Source organism: Amycolatopsis sp. NPDC004079, assembly GCF_040610415.1.
GTDB lineage: Bacteria > Actinomycetota > Actinomycetes > Mycobacteriales > Pseudonocardiaceae > Amycolatopsis > Amycolatopsis halotolerans.
On the sequence record NZ_JBEXMH010000013.1, the window covers coordinates 57,637 to 84,596 of the forward strand.

At 66.6% G+C, this 26,960-nt stretch carries 28 protein-coding genes; 10 read left to right on the forward strand and 18 right to left on the reverse strand.

The window, feature by feature from the left end; translation table 11 throughout:
* Positions 1 to 7: 7 nt before the first annotated feature.
* From ABZX37_RS16280 to ABZX37_RS16325, 10 genes are all read right to left on the reverse strand, one after another.
* Positions 8 to 1,600, reverse strand: a complete 1,593-nt coding sequence (locus tag ABZX37_RS16280; protein WP_354740157.1) for a replication initiator — start codon at positions 1,598 to 1,600, stop codon at positions 8 to 10.
* Complete coding sequence (locus tag ABZX37_RS16285) at positions 1,600 to 1,986, reverse strand: hypothetical protein (RefSeq protein WP_354740159.1); 387 nt, start codon at positions 1,984 to 1,986, stop codon at positions 1,600 to 1,602. Before ABZX37_RS16285 ends, ABZX37_RS16280 begins: the two co-directional genes overlap by 1 nt.
* Positions 1,983 to 3,545: an FtsK/SpoIIIE domain-containing protein gene (locus tag ABZX37_RS16290; protein ID WP_354740161.1), complete on the reverse strand. Its 1,563-nt coding sequence runs from the start codon at positions 3,543 to 3,545 to the stop codon at positions 1,983 to 1,985. Before ABZX37_RS16290 ends, ABZX37_RS16285 begins: the two co-directional genes overlap by 4 nt.
* A gap of 321 nt (positions 3,546 to 3,866) precedes the next feature.
* Positions 3,867 to 4,793, reverse strand: coding sequence for a Scr1 family TA system antitoxin-like transcriptional regulator (locus tag ABZX37_RS16295; RefSeq protein WP_354740163.1), 927 nt, complete (start codon positions 4,791 to 4,793; stop codon positions 3,867 to 3,869).
* 53 nt (positions 4,794 to 4,846) lie between these two features.
* Positions 4,847 to 5,305, reverse strand: a complete 459-nt coding sequence (locus ABZX37_RS16300; RefSeq protein WP_354740165.1) for a hypothetical protein — start codon at positions 5,303 to 5,305, stop codon at positions 4,847 to 4,849.
* 35 nt (positions 5,306 to 5,340) lie between these two features.
* Positions 5,341 to 5,613: a hypothetical protein gene (locus ABZX37_RS16305; protein ID WP_240690748.1), complete on the reverse strand. Its 273-nt coding sequence runs from the start codon at positions 5,611 to 5,613 to the stop codon at positions 5,341 to 5,343.
* Between the two features lie 113 nt (positions 5,614 to 5,726).
* Positions 5,727 to 6,287: a flavoprotein gene (locus tag ABZX37_RS16310; protein WP_354740167.1), complete on the reverse strand. Its 561-nt coding sequence runs from the start codon at positions 6,285 to 6,287 to the stop codon at positions 5,727 to 5,729.
* A gap of 4 nt (positions 6,288 to 6,291) precedes the next feature.
* Positions 6,292 to 7,530: a helix-turn-helix domain-containing protein gene (locus ABZX37_RS16315; RefSeq protein ID WP_354740169.1), complete on the reverse strand. Its 1,239-nt coding sequence runs from the start codon at positions 7,528 to 7,530 to the stop codon at positions 6,292 to 6,294.
* 99 nt (positions 7,531 to 7,629) lie between these two features.
* Complete coding sequence (locus tag ABZX37_RS16320) at positions 7,630 to 9,288, reverse strand: DUF262 domain-containing HNH endonuclease family protein (protein ID WP_354740171.1); 1,659 nt, start codon at positions 9,286 to 9,288, stop codon at positions 7,630 to 7,632.
* Positions 9,289 to 9,968: 680 nt separating this feature from the next.
* Positions 9,969 to 10,649: a peroxiredoxin-like family protein gene (locus ABZX37_RS16325; RefSeq protein ID WP_354740173.1), complete on the reverse strand. Its 681-nt coding sequence runs from the start codon at positions 10,647 to 10,649 to the stop codon at positions 9,969 to 9,971.
* 118 nt (positions 10,650 to 10,767) lie between these two features.
* Between ABZX37_RS16325 and ABZX37_RS16330 the strand changes: the two genes are divergently transcribed.
* Positions 10,768 to 11,412 (forward strand): TetR/AcrR family transcriptional regulator, encoded by a 645-nt coding sequence (locus ABZX37_RS16330; RefSeq protein ID WP_354740175.1) that lies wholly within the window; start codon positions 10,768 to 10,770, stop codon positions 11,410 to 11,412.
* 130 nt (positions 11,413 to 11,542) lie between these two features.
* On the opposite strand, the gene ABZX37_RS16335 is transcribed toward ABZX37_RS16330, so the two are convergent.
* From ABZX37_RS16335 to ABZX37_RS16355, 5 genes are all read right to left on the reverse strand, one after another.
* Positions 11,543 to 11,719, reverse strand: a complete 177-nt coding sequence (locus tag ABZX37_RS16335) for a hypothetical protein (protein ID WP_354740177.1) — start codon at positions 11,717 to 11,719, stop codon at positions 11,543 to 11,545.
* 171 nt (positions 11,720 to 11,890) lie between these two features.
* Entirely contained in the window at positions 11,891 to 12,088 is a 198-nt protein-coding gene (locus tag ABZX37_RS16340) for a hypothetical protein (RefSeq protein ID WP_354740179.1), read from the reverse strand.
* Positions 12,089 to 12,107: 19 nt separating this feature from the next.
* Positions 12,108 to 14,003 (reverse strand): acyl-CoA dehydrogenase, encoded by a 1,896-nt coding sequence (locus ABZX37_RS16345; protein WP_354740181.1) that lies wholly within the window; start codon positions 14,001 to 14,003, stop codon positions 12,108 to 12,110.
* A 58-nt stretch (positions 14,004 to 14,061) separates the two neighbouring features.
* Positions 14,062 to 14,616 (reverse strand): hypothetical protein, encoded by a 555-nt coding sequence (locus ABZX37_RS16350; protein ID WP_037816711.1) that lies wholly within the window; start codon positions 14,614 to 14,616, stop codon positions 14,062 to 14,064.
* Positions 14,617 to 14,710: 94 nt separating this feature from the next.
* A complete protein-coding gene (locus tag ABZX37_RS16355) occupies positions 14,711 to 16,702 on the reverse strand; it encodes a thioredoxin domain-containing protein (RefSeq protein ID WP_354740183.1) in 1,992 nt (663 codons plus the stop codon).
* A 248-nt stretch (positions 16,703 to 16,950) separates the two neighbouring features.
* Between ABZX37_RS16355 and ABZX37_RS16360 the strand changes: the two genes are divergently transcribed.
* The 5 genes from ABZX37_RS16360 to ABZX37_RS16380 all read left to right on the forward strand — a co-directional run bounded on the left by ABZX37_RS16360 (position 16,951) and on the right by ABZX37_RS16380 (position 21,660).
* Positions 16,951 to 18,498 carry a hypothetical protein gene (locus ABZX37_RS16360; RefSeq protein ID WP_354740185.1) on the forward strand — a complete coding sequence of 516 codons (1,548 nt, stop codon included), beginning with the start codon at positions 16,951 to 16,953 and terminating at the stop codon, positions 18,496 to 18,498.
* 230 nt (positions 18,499 to 18,728) lie between these two features.
* Complete coding sequence (locus ABZX37_RS16365) at positions 18,729 to 19,130, forward strand: hypothetical protein (protein WP_354740187.1); 402 nt, start codon at positions 18,729 to 18,731, stop codon at positions 19,128 to 19,130.
* Entirely contained in the window at positions 19,016 to 19,750 is a 735-nt protein-coding gene (locus ABZX37_RS16370) for a DUF3558 domain-containing protein (RefSeq protein WP_354740189.1), read from the forward strand. The genes ABZX37_RS16365 and ABZX37_RS16370 overlap by 115 nt, the downstream gene beginning before the upstream one ends.
* On the forward strand, positions 19,690 to 20,919 hold the full coding sequence (locus ABZX37_RS16375; RefSeq protein WP_354740191.1) for a PPE domain-containing protein: 1,230 nt from the start codon (positions 19,690 to 19,692) through the stop codon (positions 20,917 to 20,919). The genes ABZX37_RS16370 and ABZX37_RS16375 overlap by 61 nt, the downstream gene beginning before the upstream one ends.
* A gap of 21 nt (positions 20,920 to 20,940) precedes the next feature.
* The gene (locus ABZX37_RS16380) at positions 20,941 to 21,660 is read left to right on the forward strand and encodes an ESX secretion-associated protein EspG (RefSeq protein ID WP_354740193.1); all 720 of its coding nucleotides are present in this window, start codon (positions 20,941 to 20,943) and stop codon (positions 21,658 to 21,660) included.
* A gap of 20 nt (positions 21,661 to 21,680) precedes the next feature.
* On the opposite strand, the gene ABZX37_RS16385 is transcribed toward ABZX37_RS16380, so the two are convergent.
* Both ABZX37_RS16385 and mca read right to left on the reverse strand, forming a co-directional pair.
* Positions 21,681 to 22,019: a hypothetical protein gene (locus ABZX37_RS16385; RefSeq protein WP_354740195.1), complete on the reverse strand. Its 339-nt coding sequence runs from the start codon at positions 22,017 to 22,019 to the stop codon at positions 21,681 to 21,683.
* The gene (gene mca / locus ABZX37_RS16390) at positions 22,016 to 22,930 is read right to left on the reverse strand and encodes a mycothiol conjugate amidase Mca (RefSeq protein ID WP_354740197.1); all 915 of its coding nucleotides are present in this window, start codon (positions 22,928 to 22,930) and stop codon (positions 22,016 to 22,018) included. The genes ABZX37_RS16385 and mca overlap by 4 nt, the downstream gene beginning before the upstream one ends.
* 195 nt (positions 22,931 to 23,125) lie before the next feature.
* Between mca and ABZX37_RS16395 the strand changes: the two genes are divergently transcribed.
* From ABZX37_RS16395 to ABZX37_RS16405, 3 genes are all read left to right on the forward strand, one after another.
* A complete protein-coding gene (locus tag ABZX37_RS16395; protein WP_354740199.1) occupies positions 23,126 to 23,566 on the forward strand; it encodes a DUF4307 domain-containing protein in 441 nt (146 codons plus the stop codon).
* A 187-nt stretch (positions 23,567 to 23,753) separates the two neighbouring features.
* Positions 23,754 to 24,254 (forward strand): transcription elongation factor GreA, encoded by a 501-nt coding sequence (gene greA / locus ABZX37_RS16400; RefSeq protein WP_037816721.1) that lies wholly within the window; start codon positions 23,754 to 23,756, stop codon positions 24,252 to 24,254.
* 97 nt (positions 24,255 to 24,351) lie between these two features.
* Positions 24,352 to 25,155 (forward strand): MBL fold metallo-hydrolase, encoded by an 804-nt coding sequence (locus ABZX37_RS16405; protein WP_354740201.1) that lies wholly within the window; start codon positions 24,352 to 24,354, stop codon positions 25,153 to 25,155.
* On the opposite strand, the gene ABZX37_RS16410 is transcribed toward ABZX37_RS16405, so the two are convergent.
* Positions 25,139 to 25,609, reverse strand: a complete 471-nt coding sequence (locus tag ABZX37_RS16410) for an Lrp/AsnC family transcriptional regulator (RefSeq protein ID WP_009083170.1) — start codon at positions 25,607 to 25,609, stop codon at positions 25,139 to 25,141. The genes ABZX37_RS16405 and ABZX37_RS16410 overlap by 17 nt on opposite strands.
* A 121-nt stretch (positions 25,610 to 25,730) precedes the next feature.
* On the opposite strand from ABZX37_RS16410, the gene hppD reads away from it, so the two are divergent.
* A complete protein-coding gene (gene hppD / locus ABZX37_RS16415; RefSeq protein ID WP_354740203.1) occupies positions 25,731 to 26,930 on the forward strand; it encodes a 4-hydroxyphenylpyruvate dioxygenase in 1,200 nt (399 codons plus the stop codon).
* The last annotated feature ends 30 nt before the right edge of the window (positions 26,931 to 26,960 follow it).

Sequence of the window (26,960 nt, forward strand, 5' to 3'; positions counted from 1 at the left end):
CCCCCTTTCAAGCCGCGAGCTGAGTTGCCGAAGTTTCCGGCGGGCTGGCGGCGAGTAGTGCGCGGTCGTATTCGGCTTTCCAGGCGATGCGTTCGGCGATCGCGTGCATCACCAGGTGCGGCCGCGGTGGGACGTGCGGGTCGGCGGCGTCGACCTTGCGCCAGACGAGCCGGGCCGGGTCCGGTTGCGGTTTCTCGATCCCCACAGCGGCCAGGGCGTCCAGGACGAAGCCGCGCCGGTCGGCTTTGTGGTCCACGAGGGTCTTGCCCGACCACTTCCGCGACACCAGCACCCGGCGACCGGGCAAGCCGAGGGTGGTCCGCCGGTGCGCCCGGCCCTTGCAGTGGCCCGGGGTGGTCTTTCCGTTGGCTCCCTTGGGTTGGATGCCGTAGAGCAGCCACACCGCGCACCGAGGGGAACAGGGTGTGACGGCCAGTTCGGCGTGGAGCCGGTCGTGGTGATCGGCCAGCGCCGGGGTGTCGGCCTCGACCACTTCGCCGGTGGACTTGGTGAGGTATTTGGTCAGGTAGCCGATGTGGCGGCCGGCGTCCTCGGTGCCGCCGAGGATTCCCTTGGAGTGGACCTGGCGGCCAAAGGTCACCACGTGCGCGGGTGCCTCGACCTGGTCCACCGCGTCGTCCCAGGTCAGTAGGGGTCGGCGGGTGTCGGGGTCGACAAATCCCTGTTCCGGACCGTCCCAGGCGGGCGTCCGGTCGGCGTAGACGATCTGGTCGTGGCGGGGCCACCAGACCTGGTGGTAGGTGGCTTCGGTGACCTGCCGGATGACCTCGTGCGGCACCGATCCCCGGATGGCGGCGTGCAGGTGCGGCGCGGTCCGCTTCTGCGGCTCGACGGTCGCGAAGTACTGCACGTCCCAGCCGACGACTCGGCGCAGGTTCTGCCACCATCGATCCACCAGCGCCGAGAAGTGCACCGCGTCCCGCGCCGCCCGCCGATAGTCATAGGCGGCCGGGTTGACCGGGGAGCCGTCACCGCGGACCGGGCCGTAGGTGTCGCAGGTCAGCGTGACGAACATCGAGGGCCGGAACCGCCCCGCGTACTCCCGCCCCACCGTGGTCTTGGCGACCTTGCGCCGGGGCAGGTTCGGCGCGTCCTGCCGCCGCTTCGTCGACCGCTTCACCGCCTTCCTGGTCGGCAGGTCGATGGAGGGCAGTCGGCCCCGGACGCCGAGTTGCCGAAGTTCTTCGTCCACACCACGGATCTCCTCCCGCAGTTCTTCCGCTTCGGCGGGGTCGGTGTCGGCGACTTCGCGGTAGGAGGCGACGAGGTCAGCCCGGTAGGCCAACAGTTCGGTTTGGTCCTCGGTCGGTTCGTCGGGCGTGAGGTCGGGTTCTTCGGTCATGTGCCAGCCTTCGCGGCACTGGACTTGCCGCAGCGCCTTGGCTTTTCGCGCACACGGCAGGCACACCGATTCCACTGTGGACCCACAGGGCATCGGGACGTACCGCAGTTCGCCGGTTTCCTGGTCGCCGACCTCCATCGTGAACGGACGCACGCATACGCCGTGTTTCTCCGCCGTCGCCCGGATCACGTCGTCGGCCAGCGGCATCCGCATCCGTTCCGCTCGTGTCCCTTCCATCAGGCCGCCGCCTCCCCTCGCGACGCCCACCCGCGCAGCACGTGCACTGGCATCGGCTGTTTGTCTCCGGCCGGGAGGTCCGGGAAGACGCTCGGGTCGAAGAGCACCGCGCCGTAGACGCGCACCGGGATTCCGCACGGGGTCCGGCCGATGATCCCGATGTGCACCCAGCCGCCCTCGGCGATCCGCCACAACGTCGTGGTGACGTCGTCGAGGGTGTTCGCCCACGTCAGCAATGCCCGCGCGACCTCGGCTAGGCCGTCGACGTCAAGCTGCACCGTGATCGGTCTCGACCAGGCGGAGACGTCCAGCGACGCGACTGGCGGCAGCTGATGCAGGTCGAGGTGGTCCCGGATGGTGTCGAGGAAGATCATGAGCCGGTTCATGCGGCCCTCCTTTCCTCGGCCTGTGCGTGGTCGAGGTGGTGGGTGCCGCCGTTGGTGACGTACTGCTCCAACGCCTTCACGGTGTCGTCCGGGACCCAGCCCGCGCGGACGCGCAGGGGTTCGCGGATGCCCTCGCCCCACACGTAGCCGGTGCCGGGCATGGTCTCCGGGATGCGGTTCGCCCACGCGCCTCGCTCGTACGCGCCGTCGCCCAGCACCATCCCGACATGTGTCTTGGAGGTCACGCGCAAGCAGACGCGGCGGGTGAACAGCTCCCGCACCGGAACCGTGTCCTTCGTCGGCTCCTGCACATAGCCGCGGACCGACACCCCCAACGCCCGACCCTGCGTGTTGAGGACCGCGACGTGTTCCACGATCGCCTCGCGGGTCTTGCGGTCGGTATAGCGGGTCAACGCGCCGATCTCGTCGAACTCCAGCAACTCCAACGGAAACTCCGCCGACAACGGCACGTCCCGGGTGTTCCCCGCGAACTCCCGCTTGCGGTGTTCCAGCTCGTCCCGCAGCCCTTCCAAGAGTTCGAGGGTGTCCTTTCCGGAGACGGCGTAGCGGGCGAAGATCCCGCGCCCGTAAGCCAGTTCCATGCCCTTCGGGTCCACACCCGACACCCGCACCAGACCGGAGCGGATCGCCGAAGCGGCCGACACCAGCGGGCACCACATGACCGAGTTCTTCCCGGCGCCGCTGGCCCCGGCGACGAGGATGTGCGCGCCCGCCCCGGTCAACGGCAGCCGCCACGGCGTCCCGTACTCCGTCGTCCCCGCATACACCGCGCGCAGGTTCACCCGAGCCGGTTCCAGACCGGGCAGTTCACGGCACCGGACGGGGGTGGTGAGCAGGTCGCGGCGCATGAAGTCCAGCGACACCACATCCGGCGCGATCTCGCGCACCTGTACCCGCGACACCTTCCGCGCCGTCGCCAACGCCCGCGCCGCCTCGTCGAAATCCTCCGGCTTCTGCCCCGGCACCAACCGAACCCGAACCTCGTCCCACGACGCCCCCGACCGCACCCGCACCAACGCGGGCACCGCAACACCCGACTTCTGCCGGGCACGTGTGATCGCGTCCCGCTTCCGCCGACGGGAGACCAGGTTGACCGTCACGTCCACCGGGATGGCTTCGTCGCGGACGGTCAGGCCGCAGGCGTGCAGCCAGTCCGGCAGCTTGCGCCCGTAGACCGCCCACCGCAGCCACCACGCCCGCAGCCACCGACCGCACCACCGGTCAAACCCGACCACATCCAACGCACGCCAGACGACCGCGATCAGCGCCAGCGTGACGAACACGACCGTCAGCGACAGCCAGCCCCACCACCGCAACCACACCACGATCACGACCAACGCGAGACAGGTGCGCCAGCGGGTGACGATCTGCCGCACCAGCCAGCCGACCGCCCGCAGCACCGTCCAGAACGCGAAACCCAGGAACGCCAACGCCGCCAGCGTTTCCACAATGGACGCCAACGCACGACCCAGCTTCGCCAGCACCCACAACACCACCGCGACACCCGCGCTGACAGCGATCACCACCGCCGCGTTCATCGCCGCTCACCGCCCTCAGCCGCGGCGAGGTCAAGCGGCAGCATTCCTTGACATGCCGCGCACTTCGTCTCTCCCCGCACGAGGCGGGCGAACTTTTTGCATGCGGCGCAACGCATCCGGGTGACCCCCGTTGACGCACGCCGTCCAGAACCGGTTATGTTCGTCATTGTTCACTTCCCAGTGGACAGCGCAGAACCGGTGAAGGTTGGTCGCCAGAGGCCGGTTCTGCGTTAATTACGGAACAATTCCAAGCGCATCAGGGCGCGTTGAACACAGCACACGTCACCGTGCGCTTTTTTCAGTACTCGCTTAGGTTTTCGGCTAGTCGGTGGTCGACTCGTCCGTGGTCGGTTCCTCGCCGGTCAGGAGCCGGTTCAGCCCGGCGTCAGTCGCCCGCCGCTGCGCCTTCACCTCTTTCAGGAGCTGGTCGACCACCACCGACAGGCGCGCCAGCGAGTCCGCCGGAGACAACGCCGCCTCCCTCAGCCGCTCGATCGTCACCGTGTACGGGGCGGCTTCCTTCCCGACCAGGAACACGCCCATCCCGCGATGGGGGCAGTACACGACGTCCGAGGTGTCCTTCAGCGCGTAGCGGCTGAACGCCTCCGCAGTCACCGCCTGACTCGGAGCCAGGCGGATCGTCATCGTCCGCGACAGCCCGATCAAGTCCTTGAGGAACCGCGTCTGCCTCAGCATCACCTCGGCATCCCCGAAATGGTTCCGCAGCGCCTCCGACCCGATGAACATCTGCGCCGGGATCGCGCCCGCGCCGAAGATGATCCGGTTGCGGTCCATGCGGCTCTCGACCACCTGATCCAGCTTCTCCTTGTCCCGCAGGTCCGGGCCGAACACCAGCCGCGCGTAATCCGGGACCTGCAGCAGATCCGGGATCAGCAGCGGGGCCCATACCGTCACGGCCGTCGCGACCCGCTCGTGCGCGATCAATGTCGTGTAGTGGGCCGGGTCCGCCTGCGAGCCGACCGAGGACCAGCTCGGGCCCGTCACGCCATGCGCCAGCAGCATGATCCAGGCTTTCCGTTCCCCGGTCACGCCGAGCGCACCGAGCACGTTCGACACCTCTTCCGGGGTCGGGACCCGCTGACCGAGTTCCCAGTTCGACAACAACGCCGGGTTGACCCCGATTCGCCGCGCCAGCTCCCGCAACCCGAACCGCGCCTCGATCCGGGCATCTCGCAGCGCCGCACCCAGGCCGCGTGCTCGCGGGCTCGCCATATCCGTGCCACGCATCAACCACACCTCCGGCCCGGGATCGTCCCTGTCTGCAAACCGAGAACACCCATCTACGCCGCCTTGCCCTCGCCAGACGCAGACGACGCATCCGCCGACCGCGACGACGACTTGCCCGCAGCGGCCTTGAAACCCGTCGCCCGAAAGACGTACGTCTGATACTTGAACTCGCCCTGCCCGCCGACGCGCGGCTCCGCCGTCAACCCGTCCAGCTCGACCGGCCGCATGCCCGGCAGCGCCTCCGAAGTGGTGGGCACCGGCTGAACGTCGGCCAGGAACGTCACCTCGAACGAGGCCCGCTTCGCCTTCGTCTCGCCCGGGTCCGTCACCGCGGCCCGCCACTGCCGCTTGCCGGTCACCTCGTCAACACGCTGGCGTACGGGTCGCCCCGCAGCCCGGTCCTCCCGAGACTGATACTCGTTGTCCGGGATCACTTCCCCCACCATCACAAGCCCCTGCGGGAACGCCTCGTCGAAGTCGATCGCAAACCGGTGTCCTTTTTCGATAGCCATGCTGAATTCCCTTTGCTGTTCTGGTTTTTGTGCGCTCAGTCGCGCTCTTCCGGCCACTGGTCGCCGAGAGGAGAGGAGTAGGTGCGGGTGCGGTTTTGCGTCTCGCACCACTCGCCGAACTCGCCAGCGGCCACGGCGAGGCTCCGCGCAAACCGCGCGGTGTCCATCAGGCCGCCGATGCGAGCCGGTACCTGGATCACGATCGCGGTCTCATCGCCCCCGGCCACCAGCTGGCGAACCCCAGGGGAAGGCGACACGACGGCAGCGCCGTATCCGACGAGGGGCTGAATCACCACGTGAATGCCCATGTGCTCTCCCGATGTCTCGGCTTCCGCACGCTCGATTTGGCGCGCTGGGATCAGGAGACACCCGGGTAAGGCAGATCACCCGGACAAACTGTCCGGGTGCATTCGAGCAGGGGCTAGCGTCCGGCCGGAACGGCCTTTTCGATCGCGTCGAGCATCGCCGACCAGGGCAGTTCCCGGCCGGGAGCGCTGCGCGGTTCGTGCAGCGGCCAGACGTCGTCACCGTAAAGCAGCTCGACGCCGACGCGCCGCAGGTTCGCGATGTGCATCTCCCAGAACGGCTGACGCGCATGCGCCGCGTTCACGCGCGGGAAGACCACGACCGGCAGGTTGCGCGTACCGATGGCCTCGTTGACCTGCGTCAACGCCTGATTGTCCGCGATGCCGAGCGACATCTTCGCGACCACGTTCGCCGAGGCCGGCGCGACCAGGTAGCAGTCCGGCGCAGGATGCGGACTGCGCTCCGACGGCGACCGCGGCTCGACCCGCACCGGGTAGCCCGTCGCGTCCTCGATCTCCGCCAGCGCACCCGACTCGGCCAGCCAGCGCCCAGCCGTCGGCGTCAACGTCACCGCTACCGTCCACCCCGCAGCCTGCGCAGGACGGATCAGCTTCGGAAGCAGATCTTCAACCCCGCCAGCACCGGAACCGACCAGGCCGAGAACACGCGACGACATCCGCCTACCTCACCGCGCCGCAGCGCTCAGCCAGCGCCAACAGCGCCGAAGACTTCTTGCCCGCCGACGCCGGGGCACGCCTATACATGGACCGCACCACCTCACGCACCATCGTGTTATGCCGGACGACAGTCGGCGCCTTCGTCTCCGCCTCCAGCAGGGCGTCAAGCGCGTCGTCGTCCTTCGCGACCAAGCTCAACGCCCGCGCGAAGTCGATCAAGTGCGTGACCTGGCGCTCCACCGGCAGATGATCGACGTTAACGCGCGGCGCGGACTCGATCACCTGCCCGACGTCGCCGAGGTCCAGCGCCGCCGACAGCCGGTGCAGCTCGACGTTGGCCGGGCCGAACCCGGTCTGCCAATAGTTCGCATCCACGCCGAGCTGGTCCGCCGCCCGTCCCGCGTGACCGAGAAGGTCGTTCGCCGTCGACCGGTCCTGATGCCGAGCCGCGGCCACCGCCGTGCGGAGGTAGAGCATCCCGTACAGGCTCAACGCCGCCGGATCACCTTCCGCCATGCGCGGCAGCAACCACTTGGCCGCGACGTCGCCCAGCTCCAACGCGTCATCGAACCGGCCCACCGCCAGCAGCGCGTGCGTCCCCGAGCGTGCGGCCGACGCCAGCACCAGCGGATCGTCCGCGTCATCGGCGGCTTGCATCGCTCGTTCAGCCGCGATCCAGGCGAGGTCAGCCTCGCCGATCTTGCTCAGGGTGGTCGCGGCCAGGTGGTGGACCCGGGCCGCGACCGCCGCGCACGCACGCTTGTACGTCGCGTCGTCCGAGGAGGCGGCCTCCATCGCCTGACTGGTCTTGATCAGACCGGGCAGCGCCGCGACGACCCGGCCGAGTTCGCCGTTCTGGTAACTGGACCAGGCACCTTCCACCAGCTGCGCCACCGGCGCGGGGTCGATGTACTCGGGCGACATCGCCGAGGAAAACAAGGTGCGGGAGAGCCGACGCGGAGCCATCAGCGCATCCCGGATCGCCGGGACGTCGTCGTTCTTCTCCTGGTCCTCCAGCAGCACCGGTTCGCCGAGCAAGTCGCCCAGCGTCACCCGCAGCGCTTGCGCGACCTCCGCCAGGACGTCCAACCGGCGGATGTCGCGCTCGCCGCGCTCGATCTTGCTCAACCAGTCCTCAGTACGGCCCACCAGGTCAGCAAGCACCGCCTGCGACAGCCCACGCCGCCGCCGGTAGAAAGCAATACGCTCCCCGATGCTGAGCTGATCACCCGCACCTCGCATAATTCCAGGATACAGCACCATGGAGCTATTGCATCAGCAGCCGAAACCATCATCAGCACGAAGTTGGCGCACCGAAAGCTCTCTAACCCAACCGTCGACTCACTGCGGCCAAGCTTCAACAGCTAGCCGCGCGAGGAACTCAGCACGGGAAGTTGATTCAGCAAATCCCCACTCACTGCTCTCTGCTATTTTTCGCGTTAACGAAAATGCAGACCCCGCATAGGCAGAAATCTTCTCTGGGAAAAGTTTGTCTTCAAGGCTTCCGTTAAGGGAACGCTCCAGCAGGGTCAGATTTTGCAGCTGGTCTTTTATCGACCCAAATCGCCTAAAATCGTCATCCGAATCAAAAGCAACGCGCTTCGACGATTTTGCGAATATATGCTCGACAGTCACACTCTTACTACTCCAGTCGGGAAGAGACTCGGTCATGCCGCCGATTTCTTTGACGTATTGTCTCTCCAGTCGCGCCAGGAGATACTTCGCACGAGTGGTCGTAATAGATCCATATCTAATGAAGACTTGCCTGAACTCTTCATCATTTGGAACAATTTCCGAAACAAACACGAGCACTTCTCTAGAATTTTTTGCCTCACCTCGAGTTACCGCTACTGCCGCATCACAGAACGCACTCTCCGCAACTCCACCTCCCAGAGTACCCGCCATCCATGCCCGCACGGACCAATTCGCAACGATATCGACAAATCGTGTTGCATCACTATGACTCCAAGTCGAGAACGCAGCAATCAAAAGAGGCATACTTGACTCAAAACCAAATCGACGGAAAGCCAGCAGGGAGTCTTTCACCTCAATGGCCTGAGCGGACCAGCTGGCATCATCAGGCTCACGGAGTGCAACATACTGATGAAACGCTCTCTCCAGCCTCTCAAGATAGCGACGAACATCGGATGGATTTTCGGAAATATCAGCCTGAAGCGCCTTGTACAGCTCCCTGTTGGTAACTCTGCCCCTGCGTGACATGTACTCGTGACGGAGAAACTTAACAAAGTCGTCCGGCTTATCGAAATGTCCAGCTAGACGAGTCCAGACGCTCTCAGCATGACCAATACCGTTACTACCCGCTTGACTGAAAAGATAGTTCTTCAACAAGTCCGCTGTCGTGAGGTCTACCCCTCGGTCATTCAGCGTCTCGAAGATTACGTACGCCTCCGCAAGTCCCGTTGCAACCGCAAGAAGAACCTGAACCTCCTTATCCAAGTAGGTAACCAGATTAATCAGGTTGCGATATTCGGAATCCGCCGGAGCCAACTCGTCGACTTTACACTTGAGCAGGCGATAACAAATTGCCACCAGATCTTTCGGCAAATCGTTATGCCCACCCTCTAACAAGAGGCTAAACGTATCATGATCATCTGGGTTCAGCGTCAGCTTGGGGACGGTCTGTTCCTCTGTTAGAACGTAGTCACTGAGATGCGTGTCCTCAACAGACTGAGCCGACCGTAAATGCCCGAGCTCGCGAAGACGATCGCGAACCGCTACCAAAAGTATAGCCGTCGTGGTGATCCGCTGCTGCCCATCGATAATTAGTTTTCTCTCGTCTCCGCTTACATCTGATGCGAGCACGACAGTACCCATAAAGTATGAATCACCGGCAAGGCGGGCCCGCTCGATGTCGCCCCAGAACTCATTAATATGCTCCTCCTGCCACGAATAACGGCGCTGAAAACGAGGAACTTTCAGCAGGCGATCGGACAGGAGATGACCAAGGCGGTCGTGATCGAACTGCGCGGGATCTGCCATTAGCGCGAACTACACCTTTCCGGAATCGTTGCCGAATTTGGCTCTATGGGATCAAGGCCGCGCCGCCTGGCGGCGCGACAGTCGCCTACGTAGCCACTCGCCTAGGCGGCCGCAGCCGTCCCCGGCACGGCGGGCTGCCGCTCCGCTCCGCCCACCGGCCGGGCGGTGCGGCCGCCAGCGGGGCACGTGGCGTAGCGCCACCAGGCGGCGAAGTAGCTCCCACAGCCAACGTTGGCCCCCTCCGAACAGCGCGTTACGTGCCAAAGTGGTCGCCGCAGTGGCAGCCACCGTTACACGCTGTCGTCGGACCCCTCCATCCCGACACCTGATCGTGACAACGGCCGGTAGCACCGCGTCAAGACGGAAAGCGTGTCTTGACCCGGCACCACCGGCCGCGTGCTGGCTTCGTATCGGGATGAAGGGGTAGGTGCGGTGAGGGGTTCGCCAGGCCGTCTCCAGGCCGTCAGAGGTCGGGCAACAGCCAGAAACGGCGAGAACTGCGGAGCAAAGTTTCAGCAGCTCAGAGGGCATAAACCCAGGAGCCAACCAGGTCGCGACGGACCCTTGATCACTTCATCGCGATCTGGTTGGCGATGTACTCCTAGCTGCCGGTTTGCCTTTGCGGATCTTCCTCAGGCCGTCGGCTCGGCGGGAGCTTCTCCGGACAGAGGTCATTCCGCTCAGAGCAGCTCGAGTGCCGTCGCGATCTCGTGAACCTCGGTGCGGGTGGTGTAGTTGGGGTGCACATCGATCCACCGGATCGCGCCCTCGGCGTCGACCAGGACGACCGTCGGCATCGGTACACCGTGGCCGCCGTCGGCGTTGGTCGCGGTGAGGTCCAGCCCTAGAGCCGCCTGCGCGGTGCGGGCGTCCTCGGTGGGGGCGGTGAGCACACCGAGTGCGGCGGCGATCTGGTTGCCGGGATCGGACAGCACGATGAAGGTCAGGTCGTTCTTCTCCGCCATGGACAGCGAGCCGTCCGGCTTCTGCGGACTGATCGCGATCAGCTCGATGCCCCGTTCAGCAAACACGGGCACGAGCTGCTCCTGGTAGGCACGCAGCGCCAGGTTGCAGTACGGGCACCACGCCCCTCGGTAGGTCACGACCACGGCGGGCTTCCCGTGGCGGGCGGATTCGAGCGTCGCCGGGTTGCCGTGGACGTCGAGCAGCTCCCCGTCGGGCATCACCGCGCCCGCGGCGAGCACGCCCTCCGGCAAACCGGCGGCATCCAGTTCCGCCTGCTCGCCGCTGAAAGCCGCCAAGGCCTCGGCCGGCAGTTGGCCTGCGAGGCCCTGCTGCATGGCGGATACCCGCTCGGCAATGGTGCTGTTAGTGGTGGTCACGTCAAGCCTTTCGGGCATGAGGAGGTGCTTTGCGGGACGCGGGGCCGAACCTCAAACTGGATTGCTCTATCCAGTAGTAGCAACGGCAGACTGGATAGTCAAATCCAGTTTTGGCGAGCTTCCGTATCCTGCGGAAGTGAGCGAGACCGTGACCCCGGCAGCCGAAGGCGCCGGCGCGACGAGACGGACGACCCGTGGGCTCGTCACCCGAGAGCGGATCGTCGCCGCCGCCGCGCAGCTGATGTTCGAGCGCGGCGTCGCCGGCACCAGCACTCCCGACGTCCGGGACGCGGCCGGGGTCAGCTCGTCGCAGATCTACCACTACTTCGCGGACAAGAGCGCTCTCACCCGCGCGGTGATCGAGTTCCAGACGGCTCGCATCCTCACCGGCCAGCGAGTGCTTCTCTCCCGGTTGGACAGCTTCGAGGCACTGCGGGACTGGCGAGACGCGATCGTGCAGATCGAACACGACCTCGACTGCCGCGGCGGCTGCCCGCTCGGAAGCTTGACCAGCGAACTCGCCGAACACGACCCCGCCGCGCGCACCGCGTTGGCGGAAGGCTTCACACAGTGGACCGCTGCGATCCGCGACGGCCTGCAGGACATGCTCGACCGGGGCGTACTGCGCGACGACGCCGACCCGCACCGACTGTCGTTGGCGACGATGGCCGCGCTGCAGGGCGGCCTGATCCTCGCGCAGGCGCAGCGCAGCACCGCAGCGCTGGAAGCCGGGCTGGACGCGATGATCGAACGCATCGCCTTCCACGCCGTCGCTCCCTGACGAGAGCGGCAAGGACTGCGATTAACGTCGCGAAGTGCTGGCGAGTCCACCGGTGATGCAGCACAGTGCGTTCCACTTGTACCGAGAAGAACCATCATCACGTCGTCGCGATCCGGTCGGCGATGTACGTCTAGCGCACCGCCCGCACGAACAAGAACACCGGCTGCGCCCGCAAGATCTCCGCCAGTTCCGGGTCCTCCACCCCCGACGTCGGCTGCGGCTCCTCGACCGCGTCGATCGCGAACCCGGCATCCAGCAATGCGGTGAACACCGCTGACACCGGGCGGCGGTACATCTGCCCGGTCACCGTCACTCCGTCCCAATCCCAGTCTTCGCTGATCAGTTCGACGCGGTGGTAGTCCGTACCGACCGGAGCCAGCCGGTGATCGGGTGGTGGATGGAGAACACCAGCGCGCCGCCCGGTTTCAGGCAGCGCCGCAGTTCAGCGAGGCGCTCGGCACCATGGTCAGCGGCTCGTTCAGGTCCGTGGTCTCGAACCTGGCTCGGCCAGATGCTCGGTCAGACCGCCGCCAGCGGAGCCTAGTTCCAGGACTTGCTTTCCGGCCAGGTCACCGGCCAAGCGCAGGATCGCTGGACGGTCATAATGCGCGTTCGGCCCGCTGTTTTCGGCAAAGCTCGTGTATCGCTCGGCATGATCTCCGAAGATTTTCGACACCTCGCCAAGCGTACCGAGATCAGCCGTTCAGCATCGGGGCGGCCAAGAACTGCTCCGGAACCGCGAACCCATCCACCAACGTTCGCGCATGCGGCCGCAACGCCCCGCACAGCGCGTTAACCGCCGCAGTCACCGCTTTGGACCGGCTCGCGGAGATGCGACCGTGCTCGAGGAACCACGCGCGGTCCGCTTCGATCGTTGACAGGGCGTACAGGTCGCAGAGCCGCGAAAGCAGCGCAGCCGCGTCCTGGTCCGGGCAGGCGTCGACAGCGCGGGCGAAGGCGTCGAGGATCAAGCTGTCCACGTGTACGCGGCCAGCGAGCAGCACATGGTCCTGTGCGGAGTTGAAGACCCCGAAGGGATCCGAAGCAGCCCTGCGGAGACGGTTGGCCACACCGCTCAACACGTGCTCTTCACGGTCCTCAAAGAGACGCTGCTGCCACTCACGATCAAAGAGCACTGAAGCATCATCAGACTCCGTCAGGCGCTCTACGAACCGCAGCGCGACAGAACGTTCCTTGACTGTGTCCACCAGTTGCTCAGCGACGAACCGGGCAGTCGCCAGTGGGCTGAGGTCCTCGAAGTGTTCCTTGTACTGCGTCAGCAAACCCTTCGCGACCAGCTGCAACAGCACGGTGTTGTCGCCCTCGAAGGTGGTGAAAACGTCAGTGTCCGCCTTCAAACCGGCCAGCAGATTCTCCGCGAGGTACCCGCTGCCGCCGCAGGCTTCGCGGGCCGTTTGGATGGTCGCGGTCGCGTGCCAGGTGTTCGCGGCTTTCAGGCCCGCGGCTCGGGATTCCAGTTCGCGTTGTTCTTCTTCCGGCGCGTCGGAAGCGATGTCGTGCAGGGCGGCGACCAGTTCTTCCTGCGCGAAGTGCAGAGCGTAAGTCTTCGCCAAAGCCGGCAGCAGTTTCCGTTGGTGTCCCAGGTAATCGAGGATGACGACCTCGTCACCGTCCGGGCGCTGGAACTGTCGACGCTGGTCGCCGTAGCGGATTGCCAACGTCAGGGCGCGTTGCGTGGCGCATCCGGCGCTGCCGCCGACGCTCACTCGGCCGCGGATGAGCGTGCCCAGCATCGTGAAGAACCGGCGGCCGTCGCTTTCGATTGGGCTCGTGTAGGTGCCGTCCTCGGCTACGTCGCCGAAGCGGTTCAGCAGCGCTTCCCTTGGCACCCGGACCTGATCGAAGGTCAACCGTCCATTGTCGACGCCGTTCAGGCCCGCTTTTACGCCACAGTCGGCGATGGTGACGCCCGAAACCGCAGCACCGGAGTCGTCGCGGATCGGGACCAGGAACGCGTGTACGCCGCGGGATTCGCCGCCGGTGATCAGTTGCGCGAAGACCACGGCGAGCTGTCCGTCGCGGGCGGCGTTGCCGATGTATTCCTTGGTGGCGCCGGGATCTGGGCTGTGCAGGACGAATTCGTGCGCCGAAGGGTCGTACGTCGCCGTGGTGTGCAGGTGCTGGACGTCCGAACCGTGGCCGTGCTCGGTCATCGCGAAGCAGCCGAGCAGGTCCAGATTCATGATGCGGCGCAAGTACTTCTCGTGGTGCGACGAGGTGCCGAGCAGCTGCACCGCACCGCCGAACAGGCCCCATTGGACCCCGGCCTTGACCATCAGCGACAGATCGCCGTAGCCGAGCATCTCGAACGACATCACCGAACCGCCGACGTCGCTCAGCCCGCCGTACGCGGCGTCGAAGCCGAGCGCGGGGCGGTCCGTTTCGGCGAGTTTCCGCAGCTGGTCCAGCACCTGGACGCGATGCGCCTCGACGTCGAGACCGATCGTGTCCCGGAACTTCTCCGTGCTCATCTGCGCGCGCACGTCGAGCTTCAGCCCGGCCCAGCGTCCATCGAGGACTGCGGTCAACGCGTCCGGGTCCACTTTCTCAGGCACAGCAGGGACGTCCACGGTTCCTCCGATACAGCAGGCTGCCACCAGCCTGCCGCAGCGGAGGAAGTCCCGCAGCTCAGCCCAGGTCGGGCCCCTTCGACCGCAGGTCGTCGACCTTGGTCATCGCCTCGCGTAACTCCGTCAGCCAGGTGTCCGCGTGCTCCCCGACCAGCCGCACCGCCCAGGCCAGCGCCTCGGACCGCGACCGCGCGACGCCCGCGTCCACGAGCGTGTCGAGGACCAGCCGTTCGGGTTGCCGCAGCCTGGTCATCACCGGCACCGACAGCGTCGTGAAGTGCACCGTCGTACCGCCCAGCTTCGCGCCCCACGCCACCTTGCGCTGGTAGCGATGCTCGGCCTGCCGGGCGATTTCGATGCGCTCGTCGCGGGTTTCCTCGCGGAACCGGCTGATCCGCCCGTCTTCCGCGGCCGCGCGGGCCGCGTCGTCGGCGTATTCGCCGGTCAGCGCGGGCAGTTCGCCCACGATCAGGATCTCTTCGCGGTCCACGGTGATTTCCGGGTCGCCGGTGAACCAGCCGTCCGGGAGCCGTCCGCCGAACCACGCCGCCGCGTCGTCGGCGGACGGTGCCTCGGCCTGCTGCCAGCCCCGGCCTTTCCAACCTCGCCCCATGACGTCCACCATCCTTGATTACATGATTACGTCACTACTGAAGCTACGCCGATTCCACCCGGGTGGGTACCGCGTTCACCAGGGGCGGAATTCGTCAGAGCTGGGCGATGAGCTGGTCCGCGACGGTCACCGGGCGCTCGCAGACGTAGCCGCGGCAGACGTAAGCCGCCGCTTTGCCATCGACGAACGGCCGGTCGGCCAGCAGCGGGACGCCGGACGCGTCCGGCTCTCCGCCGAGCACGATGCCGCCGCCGTGGATGTGCTGCGCGGCGGCGGTGACCAGCTCCGCACGGTCCGCACCGACAACCGCGACCTGCACTGGCCCGGACTGCGCTGCCTCCGCCACGGACAACCAGTGCCCGGCGAAACGCGGCACCCGCGCGGCGAGCAGCCCGACGCGACGCAACGCGAGTTCAGCAGCATCGCGATAGCGCGCCGCCTGGTCCGGCCCAGCCAGCGCGGACGCGGTGAGCAGCGCGCCAGCCAGCGCCGAGGCACCGGACGGGCTCGCGTTGTCCGTCGGATCGGACGGACGCTGCACCAGGACTTCCGCGTCGTCCGCGGTGTCGTGATACGCACCTGGCGCGGAGTCCGACGCGAAGTGCGCCAGGGCGACGTCGAGCAGCCTGGTCGCTTCGGTGAGCCAGCGAGGTTCGCCAGTGGCCTGGTGGAGGGCGAGCAGACCGTCGGCGAGGCAGGCGTAGTCCTCCAGCACACCGACCGGGGTCCCAACCGCGCCGTCCCGCGAGCTGCGGCGGAGGCGTCCGTCCAGGAGGTGCAGGTCCAGCAGCAGCGACGCCGCGTTGCGAGCCAGCTCGATCCACTGTGGACGCTCCAGCGCGACACCCGCTTCGGCCAGCGCGGAAATCGCGAGACCGTTCCACGCGGCGACCACCTTGTCGTCCCGGCCTGGCTGCGAACGCTCCGCTCGCGCTTCGAGCAACGCTTGCCGGACACGCTCGAATCGGTCGAAGTCTTCTGGATCTGTCCGCAGCTGAAGGGTCGACGCGCCTTCTTCGAACGTACCGTCTTCGGTGACGCTGAAGAGCTCAGCCGCCCACGAGCCGTCCTCGCCGAGCACCTCGTTGAGCTGCGCGGGAGTCCACACGTAGGTCAAGCCCTCGACGCCTTCGGTGTCCGCATCGAGCGACGCCGCGAAACCTCCTTGCGGCGTAAGAAGATCGTGCTCGAGGAACCGGACGATCCCTTCCGCCAACCGCCGCGCCGACGCGGAACCACGGCGGGCGAGATGCGCGTACACTCGGAGAAGCAAAGCGTTGTCATACAACATTTTCTCGAAGTGGGGAACGATCCACTCCGCGTCCACGGAGTAGCGCGCGAACCCGCCGCCCAGCTGGTCGTGGATGCCGCCGCGAGCCATCGCGTCCGCCGCGGACTCGGCGAGCGCCAGGGCCTCCGCCGAGCCCGTGCGCTCGTGGTGGCGCACCAGGAACTCCAGCACCATCGACGGCGGAAACTTCGGCGCACCGCCGAAACCGCCGTGCGCCGGGTCTGCCTCCTGCGCAAGTTTCGCCGCCGCCTGAGCCAAAGCGTCGGCGTCGACAGCCGATTCCTTCAGCGGACCGCTTTGCTCGGCAAGGTGCCCGACGATCTGTTTCGCGCCCTCGCGCAGGTCGTCCGGACGCTCCTCCCACGCCTCCGCGACCGCGACCAGCAGCTGCGTGAACGAAGGAATCCCCGGCCTCGGCGCGGGCGGATAGTAAGTGCCGCAATGGAATGGCTCGCCCTCGGGCGTGAGGAAACAGGTCATCGGCCAGCCGCCCTGACCGGTCATGGCCTGAGTGGCGGCCATGTAGACGGCGTCGATGTCCGGCCGCTCCTCGCGGTCGACCTTGATGTTGACGAAATGCGCGTTCATCAGCGTCGCGGTGCCTTCGTGCTCGAAGGACTCGTGCGCCATGACATGACACCAATGGCAGGCGGCGTACCCGACGGACAGCAGAATCGGCACCCCGCGCCGGCGCGCCTCGGCCAGCGCTTCCGGGCCCCATTCCCACCAATCGACCGGGTTCCCGGCGTGCTGCAGGAGGTACGGGGACGTCGCGTCGGCGAGGCGGTTCGACATGGTGCCGAGTGTGCCTCATGACGCTGGAGACCGGCCCCGTCCCCGCCGTAACGGTAGTTTCCGACTTGGAAAGCACCTGCCTTTCCCTGACGCCGCAGGGCCGAAAAACCTGGAACATCCACGTTCGCGCCCTTCGGGAGAGTGCCGGTTGAACCGAGCCCTCAAGAACCGAGCATTCGCGGAGAAGTCCGATGAATGCGACGATCAGCCTTTGTCGCGGGGCACGAAGATCGCTAGAGTCCGCCCCTATGAAGCGATTCTCTCGCGCAGGCTTGATGCTCCCCGTCACCGCGATCGCATTCATCGGATGTCTTGGTTTGTCCGGTTGCAGTGTCCATGCGGCTTCCGCGGCACCGAACTGGATCACCTTCGCCAACGGGCGCCTCGCCTACGGCACCGACGCGCAAGGCAACCGGGTCCCCGATTTCTCCCGCGTCGGCTACCGCAACGGCGACGCTCCGCCGCCCGAACTGCCGGTCGCGGCGACTGTCGGGCCGCAGTCGTCCGGCGACGACACCGCGCGGATTCAGCAGGCCATCAACCAGGTCGCGAACAGCGGCAGGCCCGGCGCGGTCCAGCTGACAGCCGGCGACTACCGGCTCGAAGGAACTCTGCAGATCAGCACCAGCAACGTCGAACTGCGCGGCGCGGGCAGCGGAGCGAACGGGACCAAGCTGGTCGCGGCAGGCAAACTGCACACTCTGGTCACGATCGCTGGCACCGGTTCGCGTGCCTCGACAGGTTCGGCGGTCCCGGTCACCAGCAGCTACGTCCCGATCGGCGCGGATCAGCTTGACGTCAGCGATGCCTCGACCCTGCACGTCGGCGACCACGTCATCGTGCAGCGTCCGCAGGAACAGGCGTGGATTCACGCGATCGGCATGGACAAGATCCCGCCGCGGCCGGACGGCACTCCGAGCAAGCAGTGGACACCCAACGCCGGTCTGCAGTTCGACCGGACAATCACCGCCGTGAACGGCAAAACCGTCCGCTTCGACGTGCCGCTGACCAACGCGCTGGAAAGCCAGTACACCCACGCCACCGTCACCCGCTACTCGTATCCCGGCCGGATCAGCGGTTCGGGCCTCTCGCACCTGTCCGCGGACGGTGCCGAGTTCGAGCGGGATCCCGCCTGGCATCACGACGGTTTCTTCAAGTCCCAGCTGGTATCCGTGGATACCGCACAGGACAGCTGGGTCGACGACGTGGTCGCGGACCATTTCGGTTCCGCCTTCGGAATCGGGCAGAACGCGCTCCGGGTCAGCCTGCTGCGCACGTCGTCCCTCGACGAGTCCGTCCCGCAGGACATCCACGACCAGCCCGCCGCCTACACCATCAGCGGCCAGGAAACCCTGGTGCGGCAATGCACCGTCACCGGCAGCAACCTGCACGCCTGGGTCACGCAGGCCAGGGTGCCCGGCCCCAACGTGGTCAGCCGTTGCACCGCGACCAACACCGGCTCGCGCATCCTCGACGCCGGTCCGCACCAGCGCTGGGCCAGCGGCACTCTCTACGACGACCTCACGATGAGCCCGCCATCGGGACATCTCCAACTGTCCGACCGGCAATGGATGGGCAGCGGCCAGGGCTGGGCGGGCGCGAATTCGGTGCTGTGGAACTGCGGCGTCGGCTCGTACCTCGTGGAAAACCCGCCGACCGCGCACAACTGGGCGCTCGGGTGCACCGGAACGCGGAGCAAACCGCAGCCGGGCCACCGGAGCGGCGAGATCGGGTCGGCTGGCAAGCATCTGCCGCCGGAAAGTCTTTACGACGAGCAACTGGCCGAACGGCGCTGACGAGGCCCCTCTGGTGTCTGCCACTTAAGACGTTCGAGTGAAGCTTGCTGTTGACGGCAGGACAGTCGCCCTGCTCAAGTCCACAAACGGCGAACTCGGCTGCGAGTTGCAGTTCGCATTTGCAGACAGGCTTAATCGCGGCGACTACAGTAACTATCCGGTGTCAGAGGGTGACCACAGGTCTGGGCCCGGCGGACCCGGAACGATCTACGCAAGGGGAGGCGTACATCGTGGCCGACAGTCAGCAGTCCAATCTGCCTCCGGTGCGGAGGTATGGCGGCGAGTCGATCGAGACGATGGCGATCGCGCCGTTGCTGGGCGACGGGTATGCGTACGATCAAGGAACGCTCGAGGAACTCGCCAGGCTGTACGATCATCTCGGCGAAAATTACCGTTTAGATCGAACACGTGCCCAATTGATGGCACAAACACAGGCGCCCGGACTGGATTTTTCCAGTGTCGACAACGCGGCCTTGTTCAGGAGTTCCGGGCGAGCCCTGCTCGATTCATTGATTCAATGCGAGCAATTCTGCAGGAGCCAAGCCGCGAAATACCGCGACACGCTCAGGAGATACACATCCGCCGAGGACTCGCACTCGTCCGAAATCCACAACACCGGGGGAAGTCTGTGAGACGCGTCTTCGCGCTCACCGCAGCCGCCCTGTGCGCCCTCGCCGGCTGCTCGAGCACCACGGCTGGCCGAGCCGCCCCGAGCGGGCACTCCGACCGGCCAGTCTCACAGACACCGAACAGCACCGCGACCGACCCAGTACCGGGCCCCGGCGTACCCAAAGTAGCGATTCCCCTCGATGCCACCAAGTTCAAGCAGAACCCTTGCGACGCCCTGACCGCAAGACAGGTCTCCGACCTCCTCGGCACCAGCTCCCACGTCAAGCCGGAACCACACGGCGCAGGCGGACCGGGGTGTGGCTGGTTCGCTCAAGCGCAAGTGGTGATCGTGTTCCCTGACATCAACGAACTCGGGCTGACATCGTTCTACCGCGCCAAGGACAAGGTCTACCCGTTCTTTCTGCCCCTCGCCCCGGTCGACGGGTACCCCGTCGTCGCCTACGGCGAAGAAGATCACCGGGCGAGCCTCGGCGAATGCGACATCGCGATGGGAATCAGCGACAGCGAAACCATAGTCGTATCGGTCACGCAATCTCCGTCGCACAAAGGCGAGAAGGACCCATGCGATTCGGCTCGAGGTGTCGCGGAAATAGTACTTGCCAATCTGCGAGGAGGGCACTGATGGCTGGTCAATCGATGACTCCCGCGGAGATCTATCACAAGGTCACCAGCGGACCGGGTCCCGAATCCCTGAGCACGACTCAAAGATCCGCAAGGGACCTTAGCGAACGGCTGCTGGAACGCGCCGACGAAATCGCCAGTCTCGCGGAGAAGGTGCGCGCCGGTTGGCAGGGCGTTTCCGCGGAGGAAGCCGCGAATTCGGCCTCGCCGCTACTGGCCGCCTCCCTGGATCACAGCGCGAACCTGGTGTTCGCCCAGAATGCGGCGGACGGGCAATTGTCGGCGTTTCAGGCCATCAAGAACACGGTTCGACCAGTCGGCGACCGGCCGGAAATCACCGCACAGGACGTCTACGACTCGCTCAACGGGAGGCCTGGCTACTTCGGCAAACTCGACCAGTGGCAGGCCGACGCCCAGCACAATGTCGACGCCTACACCGGCTATCACTCGACGACGGGGACGAACTCCGATCGGATTCCGGCGCGCTACGCGGAGTTGAGCGACACCGGCGCGTCCGTCAAACTCGCCAGCACCAGCGCGCCGCCGAAGCCGGTCGAGGGTCCCGGCGGGCCGAGCGGCAAACCTCCCGACAGCCACCGTCCTGACGCGATCGAGCCGCCTCCTGGCGCGGAAGTTCCGAAACCGCGCGAGCCGATGCCCGCTCCGAGCAGCGATCACCCCGTGGATCACCCGGGCAGTCGCGTACCTGACGCAGCGGAAAGCGCACCCCAGACGGTCCCTTCCGAAGCGACCAAACCGCCGGATTCGACTCGGATCAGTTCGTACAGTCCCAGCTCAGCCGCGCTGCCGCCCGGTTATCAATTCGGTCCCTCAGGTCAGTCGATCAACCCTCTCGGCTCCAGCGGATTCGGTCCTGACCCAGGAATCGGAGGCAGCGCGAACCAGGGATTCGGCGCGGGAAACCGAATCGGCGCCCGCGCACCCGGCGAATCGGTGCCGACGCGCGGCAGCACCACCGGAACCCCAGGCGCAGCAGGCAAATCAGGGAAACCCGGCAACCTGATCGGCAGCGGAATACCCGGCAAAAACAGAGAAAAGGACAAGGAGAAAACCGCGCCGCCCTACCTCCGAGAAACCGACCCGGACGTATTCGGCACGAGCGACCTCAAACCGACGCCTCCGGTGATCGGGGACCGGCCGGCCCGCTAGGCCGTCGGTAAGGAATCAGCGGTGCGCGCGACCGAGCTTTCCCTCGACGCCCTCCTCGGCGCGCTCCGGGGCGCCGGGTTCGACGAGCCGCATCCGGTGTTCTCCGGCCGCCTCCGGTTCACGCCGGAGGAGCAGCGGCTCGACGAGGCCGTCCGCGCCGAGCTGGCTTGGCTGGGCCTGCTCGACCACGGACGGTTCGCCGACGAGTTCGAGGACGTGTTGTACGCGCTGGGCCGGGCCGATACCGAGTACGTCGCCCACGTCGAGAACCAGGACACTCGCTACGGCGTGCTGGTCGCCGTCCGGGGCCGGACCGGGGTGAAGGCGTTGTGCTCCGGCGACCGGGTGCGGCTGAAGGTGCTCGACGGAACCCGCACCCCGGCCGGTGCGCTGGTCGCGAGCCTGCCGCGGTACCGGCCGGCCCAGCTGAGCGCGTTCTCGCTGCCCCAGGAGGACTTCCAGGCGGAGCTCTCCGACGACCGCAGCGCCGCCGCCCGTGCGGTCGACGCGCTGTTCCAGCAGACCTGGTTCGGCGTCGGCGAGGTGACCGTCGCGGTGCGCGAACCGGCCCGGCCAGGGCGCGCGGCAGCCGGGCCGCTGAGCTACCTCGACCTCACCGACGGCCGCGTCGCGTTCGAGGTGTCCGGGGCCGAGGCGAACCGGTACATCACGGTGCTGCCGGGCGAGGACAGCCTGCTCACGGGCAAGATCGCCGACCTCCGCGACGGGCTGGCCGGTTAGCTCCGGCCCGCCGCCGGAGGTCAGTCGCTCTTCTTGGCCGCCGCCGCGTCCGGCTTCTTCTCCGCTGCCGCCGTCTCCGGCTCCGCTTCAGCCGTCTCGGCCTCAGCTGCCGCCTCAGTCTCCGAAGCGGCCTCTTCCTTGTCGAAGGTCTGCGGCACCTTCTTCAGGTGCTTGCTCATCGACCGGACCAGGAAGACGACCGCGATCAGGAACAGGATCAGCACCAGCAGGCCGACCGGCGAGGACTTGCCGAAGTCCTCGCCCTGGCCGCCGTTGTCCCCGCTGTCCGGCTGCTGGGCCAGTACCAGCGCCGACGCGGTGAGCGGGACGACCGCGACGGCCGGCACACCGAAACTCATGGGCTCACCTTCTCCTTGATGCCTGCGAACAGATCGTCCTCCGGCAGCGTGCTGTCCACCAGGGAGCGGTTCAGCTCGTACTCCTCAGTGGGCCACACCTCGCGCTGGATCTCCAGCGGAACGGCGAACCAGCGGCTGGTCGGGTCGATCTGCGTGGCGTGCGCCTTCAGCGCCTCGTCGCGCACCTCGAAGTATTCCCCGCACTCGATCCGGGTCGTCACCCGCTCCATGATGTCGGCGCGGTTCGGGTCCCACGACTTGAGCCACTCCTCGTACGGCGACTCGATCCCGGCCTCCTTGAGCGCGGTGTCGAACGCCACCATCCGGGCCTTGGAGAACCCGTGCATGTAGTACAGCTTGAGCGGCTGCCACGGCTCGCCCGCCCCCGGAAACCGCTCCGGGTCGCCCGCCGCGTCGAAGGCCGCCATCGACACCTCGTGCGTGCGGATGTGGTCCGGGTGCGGATAGCCGCCGTTCTCGTCGTACGTCGTGATGACGTGCGGACGGAACTCCCGGATCACGCGCACCAGGGCCTCGGTGGACTCCTCCAGCGGGATCACCGCGAACGAGCCCTCCGGCACCGGCGGCATCGGGTCGCCCTCGGGCAGCCCGGAGTCGATGAAGCCCAGCCAGCGGTGGCTCACGCCGAGGATCTTCGCCGCGCGCGCCATCTCCTCGCGGCGGATCTCGGTCATGTTCGCCAGCACGTCCGGCCGGTCCATCGCGGGGTTGAGAATGCTGCCCGCCTCGCCCCCGGTACAGGTCACGACCATGACCTCGTGCCCGTCGGCGACGTATTTGGCCATGGTGGCGGCGCCCTTGCTCGACTCGTCGTCGGGATGGGCGTGCACCGCCATCAGGCGCAGTCGCTGCTTGCGGTCTTCTGTTGTCAGCTCGTCGGCTCCCACCATGGTCCGAACGGCCCTTTCCTGTCCTGTTATTCCGTGACACCTGGTTGCGCCGCGGTAAACCGCCCCGGCTCCGCGCCGCCGGAACGGGTCGCGGATACTCGACGAGGGTGGTGCCCCGGACCGGCCGCACTGCCTATTGTCCCCAGGGGTACGACAAGTTTGACCGGAGGCCCGGATTTGCAGAGCGGGGAGACCGTGACCGCCGAGGGCGACGCCGTATCGGCGCGGCCCGCGGACCGGTACGGCACCGCGGGCAAGGGCAAGCCGTCGAAGCGCTGGCGGAGGTGGCTTTTCGTGGCCGTCGCGCTGGTCGTGAGCGGTGCGATCGGCTGGATCTACTACCTCAATCTCGGCAGCACTCCGATCGACGCGGAGCGCATCGGCTTCAAAGAGCTGCCGAACGACGCGATGGAAGTCACCATCAACGTCACGAGGGACGACGACAGCAAGCCCGGCGTGTGCGTTGTCCGGGTGCGCGACAAGTCCGGCGCGGAAAGCGGCCGCCGGGAGGTGCTGGTTCCCGCCGGGGCCGGCCACAGCAGGGTGAGCACAGTCGTGAAGAGCATCGGAGCCCCGGTGACCTCAGACGTGTTCGGCTGCTCGTATTCCATACCACGCTATCTGTCAACCCCGTAGCGGCCAACGGAGTGAAATGCGCGGCGAGCGTCCGCGCAGCGTGAAATGGACCGGCGTCGACCTGTCCTGCCGTGATACGCTCGTACACCAGCACGGCCCCCGACGGGCCGTGTTTTTCCTTTATCTCAGCCGCGTGCGTACGCGGTGGCCGGTTTGTACACCCAAGCCTGGCAAGCCCTACGAGGAGATGGTGACCGTGAGCGACACCAAGGTGACCTGGCTGACCCAGGATGCCTACGACAGGCTCAAGCACGAGCTCGACGAAATGATCGAGAATCGTCCGGTCATCGCCGCCCGCATCAACGACAGCCGCGAAGAGGGCGACCTCAAGGAGAACGGCGGCTACCACGCGGCCCGCGAAGAGCAGGGCCAGGCCGAAGCCCGGATCCGGCACCTGCAGGAACTCCTGCGCAACGCGAAGGTCGGCGAGGCTCCGGACGACGACGGCACGGCGGGCCCCGGCAAGGTGCTCACCGTCAAGTACGACGGGGACGACGAGGAGGAGAAGTTCCTGCTCGCGACCCGTGAGGAAGGCGCCGAGGGCGCGCTCGACGTGTACTCCCCCGAATCGCCGCTCGGCAAGGCGCTGCTCGGCGCCAAGGAGGGCGAGTCCCGCGAGTACGAGCTGCCGAACGGCAAGACCATGAAGGTCACCCTGGTCAAGGCGGTGCCCTACAGCGAGTCCTGACTCGTTTCCGCCGAACGCGCGCCCGCCCGGATTTCCGTGGCCCGGCGCGCGTTCGGCGGTCTAGCGTGTCTTTCAGTAAAACCACTGGAGGACACCGATGACTACCCACCCGCTCTGCCTGACCTGCGGGACGCAGTATGCCGCCCCGCGCGCGGACTGCCCGATCTGTGAGGACGAGCGCCAGTACGTCCCGCCGGGCGGGCAGCAGTGGACTGACCTGGCGACGCTCCGCGCGGACGGTGGCCTCAAACCGCGGGTCGAGGAGCAGGGGCCGGGCCTCATCGGCGTCGGTTCGGATCCGAGGTTCGCGATCGGCCAGCGCGCGCTGCTGGTCCGCGCGGCGAGCGGCAACTTCCTCTGGGACTGCTCCGCCTACCTCGACGACGAGCTGATCGGCAAGATCACCGAACTCGGCGGCATCACCGGCATCGCGATCAGCCACCCGCACTACTACACGACGATGGTCGAATGGGCGCACGCCTTCGACGTCCCGGTCTACCTGCACGAGAACGACCAGCAGTGGATCGGCCGCCCGGACCCGTCGATCCAGCTGTGGACCGGCACGACACTCGACGTCTCGCCGGATCTCCAGCTGATCAACCTCGGCGTGCACTTCCCCGGCGGCACCGTCATGCATTGGCCGGACGGCGAGGAAGGCCGCGGCGCGCTGCTGACCGGCGACATCGTGCAGGTCATTCCGGACCGTACGCACGTCGCTTTCATGTACAGCTACCCGAACCTCATCCCGGAGCGGCCGAGCGTCGTGCGGCACGCCGCGGAACTGTTGGAGCCGTACGCATTCGACGCGCTCTACGGCGCGTGGTGGGACGCCATTGTGCGTACGGACGCTCATAACGTCGTACAGCGCTCCGCGAAGCGCTATCTCACGTACGTGTCCTAGCCGTTCGTTCGAGCAACGGCCGCACTCGCGGCGGCACTGGTGTCGACAACGCGATCGAAGTTGACGTACGCAAGACATCGGGCACGCCAACCACTTCGTCGATGACGCGTTGCAGATCGTCGTTATCTCGCGCGACAAGGCGTACGAAGAGGTCGCCTTGCCCAGTGGTGGCGTGCACTTCGCACACTTCGTCGATCGCAGCCAGTGCCTCCGCGACGCCGGCGCGTTTGCCCTGCGCGATTTCCAGCACGGCGAACGCGGTGAGGCTGTACCCCATCGCGGCCAGATCGAGTTCGGGCGGGAAGCCGCCGAGAATGCCGCGTTCGGTCAGCCGGTCCAGCCTCGCCTGCACGGTGCCGCGCGCGACGCCGAGCCGGCGCGCGCATTCGAGCACGCCGAGGCGCGGCGAGTCGGTGAGCAACAGCAGCAGCCGCGCGTCGAGCGAGTCAAGCACCGGTTTTCTCCCTGCGCAGGTTGTCCAAGATGACCGAGCTTCTCCAGGATAAGCTGAACACATTGTCCAGCCGAAACGGAAACCGTTGCGCAGCTTGCCAGGCGCAACTCATGCTCAGTGCATGACCTCCACGATGGATCCGCACGGCGCACTCGACGACGTCAGCTATGACCAGCTCCGCCAGCTCGTCGGACTGGTGGACCACGACGCCTCGACCGACCCGTTCCCGGTCAAGGCCCTCGACGCGGTGGTGTTCATCGCGGGCAACGCGACCCAGACCGCGTGGTTCTACCAGGTCGCGTTCGGCATGCAGCTGGTCGCGTACTCCGGTCCCGAAACGGGACAGCTCGACCACAAGGCCTTCGTGCTCAAGTCCGGCTCCGGCCGCTTCGTGATCACCGGCGGCGTGAAGCCGGACTCCCCGCTGCTCGACCACCACCGCCGCCACGGCGACGGCGTGATCGACCTCGCCCTCGAGACCACCGACGTCGACAAGTGCATCGAGCACGCCCGCAAGGAGGGCGCGACGATCCTCGAGGAGCCGCACGACGTCACCGACGAGCACGGCACGATCCGCCGCGCCGCCATCGCGACCTACGGCGAGACCCGGCACACGCTCATCGACCGGTCCCGCTACAACGGCATTTACCTGCCCGGCTACGAGCCGCGCGAGGGCACCGTCAAGCGGCCCGAGGGCGCGCCGAAGCGGCTGTTCCAGGCGGTCGACCACTGCGTCGGCAACGTCGAGCTCGGCAAGATGGACTACTGGGTCGACTGGTACCACCGCGTCATGGGCTTCGTGAACATGGCGGAGTTCGTCGGCGACGACATCGCCACCGACTACTCGGCGCTGATGAGCAAGGTGGTGTCGAACGGCAACCACCGGGTCAAGTTCCCGCTCAACGAGCCGGCGATCGCGAAGAAGAAGTCGCAGATCGACGAGTACCTCGAGTTCTACGAGGGCGCCGGCTGCCAGCACATCGCGTTGGCCACCAACGACATCATCGCCACCATCACCGCGATGCGCGAGGCGGGCGTCGAATTCCTCGACACCCCGGACTCGTACTACGACGACCCCGAGCTGCGCGCCCGGATCGGCAAGGTGCGCGTGCCGATCGAAACGCTGAAGGAGCACCGGATCCTGGTCGACCGCGACGAGGACGGCTACCTGCTGCAGGTCTTCACCAAGCCGATCGGCGACCGGCCCACCGTGTTCTACGAGCTCATCGAGCGGCACGGTTCGCTCGGCTTCGGCAAGGGCAACTTCAAGGCCCTGTTCGAAGCCATCGAACGGGAGCAGGAGCGCCGCGGCAACCTCTGATCCGCTCCCTCCCTTCCCCGGCCCGTCCGC